Here is a 14457-nt window from a genome sequence, read left to right as displayed (position 1 = left end):
GCGATGCCGGGCCCCTCCGCGGAGCTGGTGCAGCAGCTCTACCGCACTCCACCGGACCGGTTCGTGGCCGCCCGGGATGCCGCGGTGGCCGAGGCCCGCCGGGCCGGCGACCCGACCGCCGCCCGAGAGCTGGCCCGGCTGCGTCGCCCCACGGTCGCCGCCTGGCTGGTGAACCTGCTCGCCATCCGACGTCCCGAGCTGGTCGCCGATCTGGTCCAGCTCGCCGATGCCCTGCGAGCCGCCCAGCGGGAGCTGCGCGGGCCCCGGCTGCGGGAGCTGTCCGCCCAACGCCGGGCGGTGGTCGGGGCCCTGGTCGCCGAGGTCCGCAAGCTCGCCGCCGCGGAGCCGGCGGCGCCGCCGGCCGGTCGACTGCCACTGGCCGAGGTGGAGGCGACTCTGAATGCGGCGCTCTCCGACGCCGAGGTCGCCGAGCAGGTCCGGACCGGACGCCTGCTCCGCTCGGCCACCTACGCCGGCTTCGGTGAGGTGCCCCGACCGCAGCTGCGGCTGGTCACCGGCGACGAGGAGGAGGAGCCGGAGGCCAAGCGCCCTGCCCGCCGGCCGGGCGTCCAGCGCGGGGGCCGCGAGGCCGCCCCCGACCGGGCCGGGGAGCGGGCCGCGCAGGCCGAGCGTGCGGCCCAGCGGGCGGCTCGGACCGAGCGGGCCCGGCGCCGCCGGGCACTGGACCGCGAGCTGGACCGCGCCCGGGCCGACCAGCAGCGGGCCGAGGACGAGTTGACCGAGGCGACCGGGCAGGAGCGCGACGGCACCGCCGTACTCGACGGGATCGAGACCGAGCTGGCCGAGCTGGAGCGACGGCGGGCGGTCGCCGAGCAGGACCTCAGCCGAGCCAAGCTGGCCCGGCGGGCGGCCGAGCGGGCGGTGACGGTGGCCCGGCGGCGCTCGGGCGAGGTCGAGGCCGCCGTCGAGGCATTGGCGGCCGAAGAGGGGGATGCGGACGCGGGCGGTGGCGCGGCAGACTGACCATCGATGGACGACGACGAGCGGGTGGGCCGTCCGGGGCCAGCCGTCCCCGGCCGGAGCGCCGTCGCCGTGCCGCGACCCCCGCAGGCGGCGCCTCGATGACGCCGGAGCAGATCGCCGCCGCCGGCAAACCCGTCATCCTCGATCTCGGCGACGGGTTCAGCAAGTGCCCGAGCACGCTGCGCCGGGCCCGGCAGCTCGGCATCTCCGGCTGGGCCTTCTACATCTCCGGTCGGGCCGGCGCACTCGGTGACGTACGGGCGGAGACGGCCGCCGCGGCCATCGGCTTCGTCGCACCCGACGCGGTCGCCGACGGCTGGGACGCCGCCGTCCGGGTCCTGAGGCCGGCCGAGGTGGCCGCCGCGAGTCTCGTCGAGTGCTGCCGATGGGGGGCGCAGGAGCTGGCGGTGCAGCCGGGGGCCGAGCGCCTGGCCGGCCTCCTCGAGCGGGCGGTGGCCGCCGCGGACGCCAGCGGCATGCCGCTCTTCGCCGCGTGGCGGGCCATGCCGCTGCCGGATCTCTCCCCGGGCGCCCGGAGCGCCGTCGGGCTGCGACTGCTGCGGGAACACTTCACCGGCGCCTATCTGCTGGCGGTGCGCGCCGCCGGCATGACCCCGCTGGAGGCGGTGCTGGCCGGGCCGGAGGGTGAGGCCGGCGCGGTGGCGTACGGTTGGCCGCCGCCGTACCCGCCGGTCGGGCCCTTGGTGCGTCGGCGGCTCTGGGCGGAGGCGGTGACCAACCGGCTGACCGCGCCGGCGTTCGCGGCGCTCGGCCCCGCCGGCGGCGCCGAGCTGGTGGAGCTGCTGCACCGCACCCGTGCCGGCCTCGCCGGCTGAGCGGCCCGGGGCGAAAATAGGCGGCGTCGTCGGCCGGCTGCTGCCAGGATCTTCTGCCGTGACTCTTCCCGCTGGCTGGACCACACGCCGCCCCACCCTCGACGACGTGCCGGCGATCCTCGCGGTGGTGCACGCGGCCGACACCTTCGCCATCGGCCATCCCGACTTCGACGCCGAGGACGTCGAGCAGTCGCTGACGGCCCCCTACTTCGACCCGACCCGGGACTCCTGGCTGGCGTTCGACCCGGACGGCGCCGTGGTCGCCTGGGCGACGGTGGACAACCCGACCGGGGTCGGCCGGGAGTTCGTGGAGGTCTACGTCGACCCGGAGCGGGCCGCCACCCTCCGCGCGCCACTGCTGGCCCGTCAGCTCGATCGGGTCGCCGAGCGCGCCGCCGAGCGGCGACTGCCGGCGCTCACCGTCCGGTGCGCGGTGTTCGCCCCGGAACGCGACTGGGCCCGGGACCTGCGCGCCGCCGGGTTCACCGTGGCCAAGCGGTACGTCCGGATGCGCCGCCCGCTGGCAGACCTGCCGACCGAGCCGTCACCGCCGCCCGGGGTCACGGTGCGGCCGGTTCGTCCGGACGACGAGGCCGAGCTGCGGGAGTTCCACCGGATCCACGACGTCGCGTTCGGCGACACCCCGGATCACGAGCCGCTGTCGTACGAGCGGTGGCGGGCCCGGATCGGTGACGTGACCGCCTGGGACGAGTGGTTCGTCGCCGAGGTCGACGGGGTGCTCGCCGGTGCCTTGCAGTCCTCCGACCAGGCGCTCGACCAGCAGCAGGGCTGGGTGAAGAGTTTGTCGGTGCTGCCCGCGTACCGTCGGCGGGGGGTGGGTGCGGCGCTGCTGCGCCGCGCGTTCGTCCGCTACGCGGCGAAGGGTCGGGAGTCGGCCGGTCTGGGGGTGGACCTCACCAACCCGACCACCCCGCTGTCGCTGTACGAGTCGGTGGGCCTGCGGGAAACCCTGTGGACCGACATGTACGAGCGGGTCGTCCCCGCCGCCGGTGTGTGATTGACGACCCCGGCCGGGCCCGGCGGGCAGTCGGGTCGGCGACGGTTGCAGACTGAGGGCGTGGGATATGCGCTACGGGGACGCGGTGCCGGTGGGACGGGACCGCAGCTCGGTGACGTAGTCGTCCGGCGCACCCGCCTTCTCGGCGGCGTTCGCGATCTCGGACAGGTACCACGAGGTCGGCAGGCCGCCCTCGTACCCGTCGAACACGTAGACCCACGCGGTCACGTCGCCGTCGAGGGTCGAGACCCGGACGTGCAGCTTGCGGTACGTGCCGGCGGTCACCCCCTCGATCTCGTCGAGCTGGGCAGCGTCGTACGGGTGAATGTCGTAGATCGCCACGAACACCCGGTCGCCGGGGGACTCGACGACGGTGCTCACCGCGCCCTCCCAGCCGATCACGTCCTCCCCGGCGAAGGTCAGCCGCCACCCCTCCAGCCAGCCGGTGCCCACCATGGGCGAGTGCGGGCAGTAGGCCCGCATCCGGGCCGGGTCGAGGTTTGAGCCGTAGGCGGCGTGATGACGCACGGCGATGACGATAGCCCGGCGGGCCGGTGGGGGAGAATACGACTGTGCGTGTCGGACGCGTTCGGGAGAAGAAAGTCTCTGTGAGCATCAACGAAGGGCGAACGTGGTGAGCGCGAGGAGTGCAGCGCAGCGGAGCCCCGCAGTCGCGAGCGAAAGGATGGCTCTGTGAGCCGGATCGTGATCATCGGCGGTGGGCCGGCCGGGTACGAGGCGGCGTTGGTCGCCGCCCAACTGGACGCCGATGTCACCGTGGTCGAGGCCGACGGCGCGGGCGGGGCCTGCGTGCTCTCCGACTGCGTACCGTCGAAGACGTTCATCGCCAGTTCCCAGGTGGTCACCGGTTACCGGGACACCGAGGAGTTCGGGGTGCACTCGGACGGCCTGGAGGCGGTCACCGTCGACGCGCAGGCCGTGCACGAGCGGGTCAAGCGCCTGGCGCTGGCGCAGTCCGCCGACATCCACGCCAAGCTGCTCAAGGCCGGGGTCACCTTCGTGGCCGGCACCGCCCGCCTGGGCGAGGATGCCCTCGGGCACACCCACCGCGTCATCGTCACCCCCGCCGACGGCGGCGAGGAGTACTCGATCGCCGCGTCCACCGTGCTGGTGGCCACCGGCTCGACACCCCGCCAGTTGCCCACCGCCGTGCCGGACGGCGAGCGCATCCTGACCTGGCGTCAGGTGTACGACCTGCCGGAGCTGCCCGAGCACCTGATCGTGGTCGGCTCCGGCGTGACCGGCGCCGAGTTCGCCAGCGCGTATTTGGCGATGGGGGTCGAGGTCACCCTGGTCTCCAGCCGGGACCGGGTGATGCCGCACGAGGACGCCGACGCGGCGTCGGCCATCGAGCGGGTGTTCCGCAACCGGGGCATGAACATCCTCAACAACTCCCGCGCCGACGCGGTCCGGCGTACCGCCGACGGGGTCGAGGTGGAGCTGTCCGACGGACGCCGGGTCACCGGCTCGCACGCGCTGATCGCGGTCGGCTCGATCCCCAACACCGCGGACCTGGGCCTGGCCGAGTACGGCGTGGAGCTGGGCCGGGGCGGCTACGTCACGGTCGACCGGGTTTCCCGGACGAACGTGCCCGGCATCTACGCCGCGGGCGACTGCACCGGCGTGCTGCTGCTGGCGAGCGTGGCCGCCATGCAGGGCCGGATCGCGATGTGGCACGCCCTCGGCGAGGCCGTCCGCCCGCTGCGGTTGCGGACCGTCGCGGCGAACGTCTTCACCGACCCGGAGCTGGCCACCGTGGGCGTCTCGCAGGACGAGGTGGACGCGGGCAAGGTGCCGGCCCGGCAGGTGATGCTGCCGCTGTCCGGCAACGCCCGGGCCAAGATGGACGACCTGTCCGACGGCTTCGTGAAGCTGTTCTGTCGGCCGGCGAGCGGCCAGGTGGTGGGCGGCGTGGTGGTCGCGCCGAAGGCCAGCGAGCTGATCCTGCCGATCACCATGGCCGTGGAGAACAACCTGACGGTCAACGAGTTGGCGCAGACGATCACCATCTACCCGAGCCTGTCCGGCTCGATCACCGAGGCGGCCCGCCAGCTCATGCTCCACGAGCTGGAGTGACCCGCCACCCTCTCCGCCGATCGTGGAGCTGTGGTGGGCGGTCTAGGCCGTTAGGTCCCTTTCGCGAGGCACCACAACTCCATGATCGACCGCCGTCGGGCGGCGGGACAGGGTCACGGCGACCGTGCACAGGAGGGTGACCTCGGTGAGGATGAGCAGGCGTTCGGCCAGGCCGATCAGCACCCGGTCGCCCGGGTATGCGGACCAGACCATGGCCGCCGCCAGGGTGACGCTGGCCAGCACCAGGCCGCGGAGCACCCGGGACACCGGAGCGAGCTCGGGCCGGCGGGCGAGCAGCCAGCCGCCGACCGGCAACGCCAGGAACGCGACCATCGAGGCGTACCGGTGCAGGTAGGCGGCGGTCGTCATGGCCGTGCCCGGCTCGTTCGTCGGCACCGCCGCGGCCAGGAGCAGGCCGGCCACCCAGGCGCCGAGCAGCAGTTCCGTCAGCCGGTGGCCACGGCCGGGCGCCGCGCTGCGGATCGACCGGAGGCCGAGCAGAAGGGCGGCGGTGGCCGCGGCCAGCACCACCATGGCGACGTCGATGACGCCGCCCCGGTCGGAGACCGCGAAGTCGCTGACGGTCAGAGCCCACGGGCTCAGGTCGTCGTTGACGTCGAGGTGGCCGATCACGGTGAGCAGCGTCGCGAGGGCGATCCCGCCGAGGGTCAGTAGGCCGGTGCTCCGGGTTCCAGGCATGCCTCAGCCTGGCCTCGCGGACGCCCCAGCCGGATCCGGGACCGCCACCGAGAGTGATCCCCGGGACCACCCCTAGAGGCCCCCTAGAGGGCCGTTGGAGTTCGCCTCGTTGATGTCGCCGGCATGACCCTCAGCCGCGGTTCTCCAAACCCGGTCGCCCGCTCCACCCCGGGCCGCAGCGCGGGGGCGTCGACGAGGCACTGGTGCGTGCGTTGGTCGACCGAGTCGGGGACGGCGCCGCCACATGGACATATCGTTGTGGCTTGATGAGGGATTCGGCAGCCTCGCATCGAGCGTCTACTGCTCTCATGCGACTCGCGAAGTTTGCCGTGCCCGCGGTGTTGACACTGCTCACCACGCTCGTCACGGTGGCCGGGGCGTCGGCCGCGGAGCCAACATACGACGTCGACCGCTTGTGGGGGGCGGACCGTTTCGCCACGTCCGCCGCCGTGTCGCAGCGGTATTACCCCGCCTCGGGGGTGCCGGTGACGTACATCGCGAACGGGCTGAACTTCCCGGATGCGCTGAGCGCGGCGCCGGCCGCCGCTCGTGAGGGCGGGCCGTTGTTGATCGTGCGACCGGACTCGATCCCCGACGTGATCTCCACCGAGCTGAATCGGCTTGCTCCGCGGAAGATCGTTGTGGTGGGTGGGCCGAGTGTGGTCAGCGACCAGGTGTACGCGCAGCTGTCGGCACACGCAGCAACGATCAATCGGGTGTCCGGATCGGACCGCTACGAGACCTCGCTGGCCATCTCGCGGTACGCCTTCCCGGCCGGGTCGAGCACCCGGGCGTTCATCGCCACGGGGCGCAACTTCCCCGACGCCCTCGCCGCTGCGGGCGCCGCCGGTGCCGCAGGCGGGCCGGTGATCCTGGTCGATGGGAGCAGCACATCAGGGCCGACTCCGGCGGTGACCACCGAGCTGAACCGGCTGGGGGTCACGAACGTGGTACTCGCCGGCTCGCCGCCGGTCGTGTATCCGCAGATCGAGCGCCGGCTGAATCAGTCGTACCAGGTGGAGCGGTACGCGGGTGCCGACCGCTATGGCACGTCGGGAGTGATCAACCGAGAGAGCTTCACGAGCGCGGGGCACATTTTCGTGGCGACGGGCGCGGCGTTCCCGGACGCCTTGGCAGCGGCGGCGGTCGCGGGCGCCCGTCACGAGCCGCTGTACGTGTCGCCCGCGAACTGCATTCCGCCGTACGTGCGGGAGGACCTGGAGACGCGGGGCGTGACGGCGGTGACGCTCGTCGGCAGCACCGGCGTGCTCGGCAGTGGCGCGGAGGCGCTCTCGCGGTGCCCCCTGCCCCAGTGGCTGGTCAAGCTGAACCAGGTCCGGAGCGAGGCCAACCTCCCGGCCCTGGTGGAGAACGTCCGCTACAGCGGGGACATCGCGGCTCACATCTTCTATCTGGAGAAGACGGGGCAGTTCCAGCACGGGGAGGATCCGAACAACGAGTGGTACACCGAGCGTGGCGCGAACGGCGGCTCCAACCTCATGGACGGCGGGACGCTACGCACCGAGAACTGGCTGAACGCGCCATTCCACCTCGCCGACTTCCTCGACCCGGGGGTGAACGCGGCGGGGGCGTACGGCCACTACTACTCCGGCGAGGGAACGAGCTGGATCGAGCCCGGCGCCACGGGTGTGCAGGCCGACCCAGTCGCGAGCGGCTGGCCCCGTGCCTGGCCGTCGAGTTCGACCGTTCTCCCCGCCGAGCTCACGGTGATCGGCAACGAATGGCCGAATCCCGTCAGCTCCTGCGGGCGCGCCTACACCGACCGGTTCAACCAGATGTTCCCGCAAATCGGGCTTCCGATCTACGTGGCGTTCGACCCGAACGCCGCCGATATCACGACCGCCACCGCGACCTTCAAACGCGGGTCGACCACCCTGACAAGCTGTGTCGTCACCGGCGCCACCTACACGAACCCCGACGCTGATGCTCAGGCCCTCGGCCGCAACATCCTCAACTCCCACAACGCGGTGTACGTCGTGCCGCTCGACCCGCTCGCTCTGAACACCACCTACACGCTGAGCGTCACCACGAACCGCGGCTCGATGTCGACGAGCGTCCGCGTCGGAAACAGCTAGCCCCGGCCGGTGCCGGCTGGAACTCAGTCGACCGGGAGGTCCGGGACGGCGGCGGTGCGGGCGTGGCGGGCACCGACCAGGGTCATCGCCCATCCGGCTGCGGCGAAGCCGGCCGCCGCGGCGGCGGCGATGATGGCCAGCCGCCAGGCCGACTCGGTCAGCGCGGTGCCGCCCAGGTGCCCGATAAGCGCCCCGTAGGTGGCCCAGCCCAGCGCGGCGATCGTCTCGTAGAGCGCGAACAGCCGGTACGGATATCGGCTGCGGCCGGCCGAGAAGCAGGCCGCCATGCGCCCGCCGGGCACGAACCGGCAGAGCAGGATGACCAGTGGGCCGGGCTGGCGTAAGCCCTGCGTGACCCGGCTTGCCATCCGGCGGGCCCGGCTGGGTTCGGCGTGCCGGGGTGCCCGGCGGTCCGGTGCGCCACGGCCGAGCAGGTAGCAGGCGAGGTCGCCGGCGAACACGCCGAGCGCGCCGACGGCGATGGTGACCGGGAGGCTGAGGCCGCCGTACACGGTCAGCGCGCCGCTGGTGATCATGACGATCTGGGTGGGGATCACCGGCACGAAGGCGTCCACGATCAGCAGGCCGAGCAGCACCAGGTACGCCCACGTCGGCGACGCGACGTCAGTCAGTAGTTCGGGCACGCCTGCCACCTCGCCGGATGCGGCCGATTGAGTGTCTCGAGCCTGACGACGTGTCCGGCGTCACCGTGGACAGCCCCGGCCCGTCGTGACCGTCGACACCACAGGGCCACCCCGTTCCAACGAGGCGAACCGTCCTCAGGTGACGGGTCGGCGGGCGTCCCACAGCGGCCCGAGGCGGTCGGCGGATCGGCGTCCCTCGGCGTACCGTGGTCGGCGCGGCCCAGCGCGTCGGGTCCCCCGTTCCTGACGATTCGGGTCGCCCAGGGCCGCCGGCGGGTCCCGCGCCGGCGGCCCGCCTCCTCTCCCACCGCCGCAAATCCGGGTGCGTCCCCGACCGCCCGAGGGATACCGTCGCCGCATGCGCAGCGCGGTAGTGATGACGACGACGCCGGGTGTCCCCGGCGTGCCGCTCTGACGTAACCACCGTCGACCAGGCCCCGGGGCGATCCGCCCCCGAGGGCCGCACGGCGTTCGGTGTCCAGGTCGCCTCCGGGTCGTCCCCGATCCAGGAGCCCGACATGATCGACCACCGCAAGCTCGGCCGTGAGCTGGAGCTGTTCGTCTCCGATCCGCTGGCCGGCGCCGGCCTGCCCATCTGGCTGCCGGCCGGCGCCGCCGCCCGGCACGCCGTCGAGGAGTACGTCCGGGACCTGGAGCGTCGCTCCGGCCACCAGCACGTCTACTCGCCGCCGCTGGGCAAGCGCGAACTCTTCGAACTCTCCGGCCATCTCGGCTACTTCGCCGACGACATGTTCCCGCCGATGCGGCTCAGCGCCGACGACGAGTTCGTGCTCCGCCCGGCGCTCTGCCCGCACCACGCGCTGGTGTTCCGCGCCCGGGGCCGCTCCTACCGGGAGCTGCCGCTGCGGATCGCGGAGCTGGGCGGGATGTACCGCTCGGAGCGCTCCGGCGTGCTCGGCGGGCTGTCCCGGGTACGTGCCATCTCGCTCAACGACGCGCACACCTTCTGCGCCCCGGACCAGGTCGGCGCGGAGGTCGCCGAGATCCTCCGGCTGATGCGCGCCGCGCACGCCGCGCTCGGCGTCCGCCCTGCGGGGTTCCGGCTGTCGTTGCGCGGGCCGGGCGAGAAGTACGTCGGCGACGACGCCCAGTGGGCCCGCGCCCAGGACCTGCTCCGCGGCGCGCTGGCCGGGGTGGAGTACGTCGAGGCCCCCGGGGAGGCCGCCTTCTACGGCCCGAAGATCGACGTTCAAATCGTCGACGCGGCCGGTCGCGAGTCGACCATCTCCACCATCCAGGTGGACTTCGACAAACCGGAGAAGTTCGATCTGTCGTACACCGATTCCGACGGCAGTCGGCGGCGGCCGGTCATGCTGCACCGCAGCCTGGTCGGCAGCATGGAGCGGCTGTTCGCGTACCTCGTCGAGGTGCACGAGGGCGCGTTCCCGGCCTGGTACGCGCCCGTCCAGTTGGTGTTGCTGCCGGTGGACGACGCGCAGGCCGACGCTGCGGCGGAACTGGCCAGGGCGGCCGTCGACGCCGGCCTGCGGGTCGAGGTCGACACCGCCGGCTCGCTGGGCGCCCGGGTACGGGACGCGGCCCGCCGCCGCGTCCCGTACCTCGGGGTGCTGGGTGCCCGGGAGGTGGCCGACGGCGCACTCGCCCTGCGCCTGCGCGACGGCCGCGCCCTGGCCCCGATGCCCGCCGCCGCCGCGCTCGCCCTGATCGGCCGGCAGGTCGCCGCGCGCGCCGCCGACCTGCTCCCGGCGGACTGATCCGCCCACCGGGCTGGGGTGGACCGTCGATCGTGTGGCGCGCACGGCGGTCCGCCCTCAGACCGACGCCGGCTGGGCCCCGGCGGGCGCGGCTGGTTCCTCGTCGACCGCGGCGCCGGTGAACTGTGAGCGGTAGAGCCGGTGGTACGCGCCGTGGGCGGCGAGCAACTGCTCGTGGGTGCCCTGCTCGACGATGCGGCCGTTCTCCATCATCAGGATCAGGTCGGCGTCGCGGATGGTGGAGAGCCGGTGCGCGATGACGAAGCTGGTCCGGTCCGAGCGCAGCGCCGCCATCGCCCGTTGGAGCAGCACCTCGGTGCGGGTGTCCACCGAGCTGGTCGCCTCGTCCAGGATCAGCAGGGACGGTTCGGCGAGGAACGCCCGGGCGATCGTGATGAGCTGCTTCTCGCCGGCGCTGACGTTGCTGCCCTCCTCGTCGATGACCGTGTCGTAGCCGTCCGGAAGGCTGCGCACGAACCGGTCCACGAAGGTGGCGCGGGCCGCGGCGACGATCTCCTCCTCGGTCGCGTCCGGCCGGCCGTACGCGATGTTGTCGCGGATGGTGCCGCCGAAGAGCCAGGTGTCCTGGAGCACCATGCCGATCCGTCCGCGCAGGTCGTCGCGGCGCATCGTGGTGATGTCCACCCCGTCGAGGGTGATCCGGCCGGCGTCCAGCTCGTAGAACCGCATGATCAGGTTGACCAGGGTGGTCTTGCCGGCGCCCGTCGGGCCGACGATGGCCACCGTGTGCCCCGGCTCGGCGACCAGCGACAGGTCGTCGATCAGCGGCTTGTCCGGCTCGTAGCGGAACGAGACGTGCTCGAATTCGACCCGGCCGTGCGGGTCGACGACCCGGGTCGGCTGAGCCGGGTCGGGGCTCTGCTCGTCGGCGTCGAGCACCGCGAAGACCCGCTCGGCCGACGCCACCCCGGACTGGAGCAGGTTCGCCATCGAGGCGAGCTGGGTCAGCGGTTGGGTGAACTGGCGGGAGTACTGGATGAACGCCTGCACGTCGCCGAGGCTCATCGTCCCCGAGGCCACCCGCAGTCCGCCGACCACGGCGATGGCCACGTAGCTCAGGTTTCCGATGAACATCATCGACGGCATGATGATTCCGGAGATGAACTGGGCGCCGAAGCTGGCCCGGAACAGCTCCTCGTTCTTCGCGTGGAACTCCGCCTCCACCTCGCGCTGCCGGCCGAAGACCTTCACCAGCTCGTGACCGGTGTACGCCTCCTCGATCTGGCCGTTCAACTCGCCGGTGTGCTTCCACTGGGCGATGAACTGCTGCTGCGAGCGCTTGGCGATGCGCTGGGTGACCAGCACCGACAGCGGTACGGCGACCAGAGCCACCAGGGCCAGCAGCGGGGAGATCCAGAACATCACGGCCAGCACGCCGATGACGGTCAGCAGCGAGGTGAGCAGCTGGCTCAAGGTCTGCTGGAGGCTCGTCGAGATGTTGTCGATGTCGTTGGTGACCCGGCTGAGCAGCTCACCGCGGGGCTGGCGGTCGAAGTAGGGCAGCGGCAGCCGGTTGAGCTTCTCCTCCACCTCGGCGCGCAGCCGCAGGACGGTGCGCTGGACCACCCCGTTGAGCAGCCAGCCCTGCCACCAGGACAGCACGCTCGCCGCCAGATAGAGCCCGAGCGCCAACAGCAGCACCCGACCCAGGGCGTCGAAGTCGATGCCCACTCCGGGCACCACGTCCATCCGGGCCAGCATGTCGGCGAAGCTCTCGTTGCCGCTGGCCCGCGCCGCCGCGACGGCCTGTTCGGTGGTCGTGCCCGGGGCCAGTCGCCGACCGACCACCCCACTGAAGATCAGGTCGGTGGCGTGGCCGAGGATCTTCGGGCCGGCCACGCTGAACCCGACGCTCACCACGGCGAGGGTGATGATCGCGGTCAGGTGCAGCCGGTGCGGGCGCAGCCGGCCGAGCAGCCGTCGGGCCGACGGCCCGAAGTTCATCGACTTCTCGGCGGGCATCCCCGCGCTCATCCAGGGCGGGCCGCCGCCCTGCCGGCCGGCCGGCAGCCGCTTCGGCGTCGCCGCGCCGCCGCCGGGTTGCTGCGTGTCACCGCCCGGCTTCTGACTGGGTACGGTAGCGGTCCGCGACTCGTCGGGCTCGCTCATGCCGCCACCTCCGCCGTCTGCTGGGAAGCCACGATCTCGGCGTACGTCGGGCAGGTCTCCAACAACTCCGCATGTCGTCCCACTCCGACGACCCCTCCGTTCTCAAGCACGATGATCTGGTCGGCGTCGACGATCGTGGACACCCGCTGGGCCACGATCACCACCGCCGACTGCGCGGTGACCGGGCGCAGTGCCGCCCGCAGCCGCGCGTCGGTGCCGAGGTCGAGCGCCGAGAACGAGTCGTCGAAGAGGTAGATCTCCGGCTGTCGGACCAGGGCACGGGCGATGGCGAGGCGTTGCCGCTGTCCACCCGAGACGGTGCTGCCGCCCTGGGCGATCGGCGCGTCCAGGCCGCCGGGCATCTGGGCCACGAAGTCGCGGGCCTGCGCGATCTCCAGCGCCGCCCACAGTTCCTCGTCGGTGGCGTCCGGGTTGCCGTAGCGCAGGTTGCTGGCGACCGTGCCGGTGAACAGGTAGGGCCGCTGCGGCACCAGGCCGATGCGTCGCCACAGCTCGTCCGGTTCCAGTTCGCGGACGTCCACCCCGTCGACCAGGACCGCGCCGCCGGTGACGTCGACCAGGCGGGGTACGAGCGACAGCAGTGTCGTCTTGCCCGCGCCAGTGCTGCCGATGATCGCGGTGGTGGTGCCCGCGGTGGCCTTGAAGGAGATGTCGCGCAGCACCGGCTCGACCGCGCCCGGGTACTGGAAGCGCACCTCGCGCAGCTCCAACTCGGCCCGGCTGGGCAGCTCGGTGACCGGCGCGGCGGCGGGGACCACCGAGGAGTCGGTGTCCAGCACCTCGACGATCCGCTCGGCGCAGACCGCCGCCCGGGGCACCATCATCAGCATGAAGGTGGCCATCATCACGGCCATCAGGATCTGCATCAGGTACTGCAGGAACGCGGTGAGCGCGCCGATCTCGATCGCGCCCGAGTCGACCCGCTGCGCGCCGAACCAGAGCACCGCCACGCTCGACACATTCAGCACCAGCATGACCACCGGAAAGATCAACGCCAACAGCCGTCCGGTACGCAGGGCGGTGGCGGTCAGGTCGGCGTTGGCGACACCGAAGCGGTCCGTCTCGTACGGCTCGCGGACGAAGGCGCGGACCACCCGGATGCCGGTGATCTGCTCGCGCAGCACCCGGTTGACCGTGTCGATCCGGGTCTGCATCAGCCGGAAGCCCGGCACCATTCGCCGGATGATCGCGCTCAGCGCGACGGCCAGCACCGGCACGCTGACCAGCATCAGCCAGGAGAGCCCGATGTCCTCGCGCAGCGCCATGAAGACGCCGCCGACGCTCATGATCGGAGCGGCGACCAGCATGGTGCAGCTCATCAGCACGAGCATCTGCACCTGTTGCACGTCGTTGGTGTTGCGGGTGATCAGCGACGGTGCGCCGAACCGGGCCACCTCACGGGCGGAGAAGAGGTTGACGTGTGCGAACAGCCGGGCGCGGACGTCCCGGCCGAAGCCCATCGCCGTCCGGGCGCCGAGGTAGACGGCGGCGATCGAGCAGACGATCTGGACCAGGCTGACCAGCAGCATCCAGCCGCCGGTGTGCACGATGTAGTCGGTGTCGCCCCGGGCCACGCCCATGTCGATGATGTCGGCGTTGAGGCTGGGCAGGTAGAGCGAGGCCATGGTGCCCACGAACTGGAGCAGCACCACCGCCAGCAGCGGTCTCTGGTACGTGCGCAGTTGACCGCGCAGCAGTCGGATCAGCACGACGGTTCCTTCGCGTCGGTAGGTCGTCCGGTCATCCGCGGGTCGTCCCCGCTGCCGATGACCTCGAGCAGGAACTCCCGGATCACCTGGGCTTTCGCCGGGTCGGCGTCGACCGAGGTGAGCGGGCTTCCGGAGTGCATGAGGGCGCCCAGCGCGGCGACCCGCTCCCGCCCGGCGGGGGTGATGGCGAGTCGGATGCTGCGCCGGTCGCTGTCGTCGCGCTGCCGCTCGACCAGACCGTCACGTTCGAGCGTGTCGACGATGCCGGTCAGGGTCGCCGGGCGGACGAACCCCTTCTCGGCGACCTGGCGGTGGGGCAGCTCGCCGTGTCGGGCGAGTGTCATCAGGGTGATCATGCCGGCCTGGGTGAGGCCGTGCTCCTCGGCGAGATAGCGGTTCCACCGTTGCCCGACGAGGTGCCCAGCCACCACCAGCAGCCGACCGAGCGGCACATCCTGGAGGGTGACGAGTTCCACGGGGTTACATT

At 72.3% G+C, this 14457-nt stretch carries 12 protein-coding genes; 6 read left to right on the top strand and 6 right to left on the bottom strand.

Annotation, left to right across the window (positions count from 1 at the left end):
• Nucleotides 1–3: 3 nt before the first annotated feature.
• The 3 genes from OG505_RS22745 (at nt 4) to OG505_RS22735 (ending at nt 2838) form a co-directional block, all read left to right on the top strand.
• Nucleotides 4–984 carry a hypothetical protein gene (locus OG505_RS22745; RefSeq protein WP_405427359.1) on the top strand — a complete coding sequence of 327 codons (981 nt, stop codon included), beginning with the start codon at nt 4–6 and terminating at the stop codon, nt 982–984.
• Between the two features lie 98 nt (nt 985–1082).
• Nucleotides 1083–1820, top strand: coding sequence for an SCO6745 family protein (locus tag OG505_RS22740; protein WP_405427358.1), 738 nt, complete (start codon nt 1083–1085; stop codon nt 1818–1820).
• 58 nt (nt 1821–1878) lie between these two features.
• The gene (locus OG505_RS22735) at nt 1879–2838 is read left to right on the top strand and encodes a GNAT family N-acetyltransferase (RefSeq protein WP_405427356.1); all 960 of its coding nucleotides are present in this window, start codon (nt 1879–1881) and stop codon (nt 2836–2838) included.
• A gap of 72 nt (nt 2839–2910) precedes the next feature.
• Here OG505_RS22735 and OG505_RS22730 read toward each other — a convergent pair whose 3' ends face one another.
• A complete protein-coding gene (locus OG505_RS22730; protein ID WP_405427354.1) occupies nt 2911–3366 on the bottom strand; it encodes a gamma-glutamylcyclotransferase in 456 nt (151 codons plus the stop codon).
• Between the two features lie 165 nt (nt 3367–3531).
• Here OG505_RS22730 and OG505_RS22725 point away from each other — a divergent pair, with 165 nt between their 5' ends.
• Nucleotides 3532–4935 carry an NAD(P)H-quinone dehydrogenase gene (locus OG505_RS22725; RefSeq protein ID WP_405427352.1) on the top strand — a complete coding sequence of 468 codons (1404 nt, stop codon included), beginning with the start codon at nt 3532–3534 and terminating at the stop codon, nt 4933–4935.
• Nucleotides 4936–4977: 42 nt separating this feature from the next.
• Here the strand turns inward: OG505_RS22725 and OG505_RS22720 are convergent, their stop codons facing one another.
• On the bottom strand, nt 4978–5634 hold the full coding sequence (locus OG505_RS22720) for a DUF998 domain-containing protein (RefSeq protein ID WP_405427350.1): 657 nt from the start codon (nt 5632–5634) through the stop codon (nt 4978–4980).
• Nucleotides 5635–5942: 308 nt separating this feature from the next.
• Between OG505_RS22720 and OG505_RS22715 the strand changes: the two genes are divergently transcribed.
• Nucleotides 5943–7730, top strand: a complete 1788-nt coding sequence (locus OG505_RS22715) for a cell wall-binding repeat-containing protein (RefSeq protein ID WP_405427348.1) — start codon at nt 5943–5945, stop codon at nt 7728–7730.
• A gap of 23 nt (nt 7731–7753) precedes the next feature.
• On the opposite strand, the gene OG505_RS22710 is transcribed toward OG505_RS22715, so the two are convergent.
• Nucleotides 7754–8374: a DedA family protein gene (locus tag OG505_RS22710; RefSeq protein WP_405427346.1), complete on the bottom strand. Its 621-nt coding sequence runs from the start codon at nt 8372–8374 to the stop codon at nt 7754–7756.
• A 518-nt stretch (nt 8375–8892) separates the two neighbouring features.
• Between OG505_RS22710 and thrS the strand changes: the two genes are divergently transcribed.
• On the top strand, nt 8893–10110 hold the full coding sequence (gene thrS / locus OG505_RS22705) for a threonine--tRNA ligase (protein ID WP_405427344.1): 1218 nt from the start codon (nt 8893–8895) through the stop codon (nt 10108–10110).
• A gap of 57 nt (nt 10111–10167) precedes the next feature.
• Here thrS and OG505_RS22700 read toward each other — a convergent pair whose 3' ends face one another.
• Genes OG505_RS22700 through OG505_RS22690 form a run of 3 tightly spaced genes read right to left on the bottom strand, consistent with a single transcriptional unit; the run spans nt 10168 to nt 14446 of the window.
• Nucleotides 10168–12240, bottom strand: a complete 2073-nt coding sequence (locus OG505_RS22700) for an ABC transporter ATP-binding protein (RefSeq protein ID WP_405427342.1) — start codon at nt 12238–12240, stop codon at nt 10168–10170.
• Nucleotides 12237–13970: an ABC transporter ATP-binding protein gene (locus OG505_RS22695; protein ID WP_405427340.1), complete on the bottom strand. Its 1734-nt coding sequence runs from the start codon at nt 13968–13970 to the stop codon at nt 12237–12239. Before OG505_RS22695 ends, OG505_RS22700 begins: the two co-directional genes overlap by 4 nt.
• Entirely contained in the window at nt 13964–14446 is a 483-nt protein-coding gene (locus tag OG505_RS22690) for a MarR family transcriptional regulator (RefSeq protein WP_234587371.1), read from the bottom strand. The genes OG505_RS22695 and OG505_RS22690 overlap by 7 nt, the downstream gene beginning before the upstream one ends.
• Nucleotides 14447–14457: the final 11 nt, after the last annotated feature.

This window comes from Micromonospora sp. NBC_00617 (assembly GCF_045161355.1).
Lineage (GTDB): Bacteria > Actinomycetota > Actinomycetes > Mycobacteriales > Micromonosporaceae > Micromonospora.
The sequence above is the reverse complement of the archived record's forward strand: the minus strand, read 5'-3'. Positions and strand labels throughout refer to the sequence as shown.

Bases quoted from the DNA above. Each gene is read 5' to 3' on its own strand.
- OG505_RS22745 (WP_405427359.1), top strand. From the start codon at position 4: ATGCCGGGCCCCTCCGCGGAGCTGGTGCAGCAGCTCTACCGCACTCCA.
- OG505_RS22740 (WP_405427358.1), top strand. From the start codon at position 1,083: ATGACGCCGGAGCAGATCGCCGCCGCCGGCAAACCCGTCATCCTCGAT.
- OG505_RS22720 (WP_405427350.1), bottom strand. From the start codon at position 5,634: ATGCCTGGAACCCGGAGCACCGGCCTACTGACCCTCGGCGGGATCGCC.
- OG505_RS22715 (WP_405427348.1), top strand. From the start codon at position 5,943: ATGCGACTCGCGAAGTTTGCCGTGCCCGCGGTGTTGACACTGCTCACC.
- thrS (WP_405427344.1), top strand. From the start codon at position 8,893: ATGATCGACCACCGCAAGCTCGGCCGTGAGCTGGAGCTGTTCGTCTCC.
- OG505_RS22700 (WP_405427342.1), bottom strand. From the start codon at position 12,240: ATGAGCGAGCCCGACGAGTCGCGGACCGCTACCGTACCCAGTCAGAAG.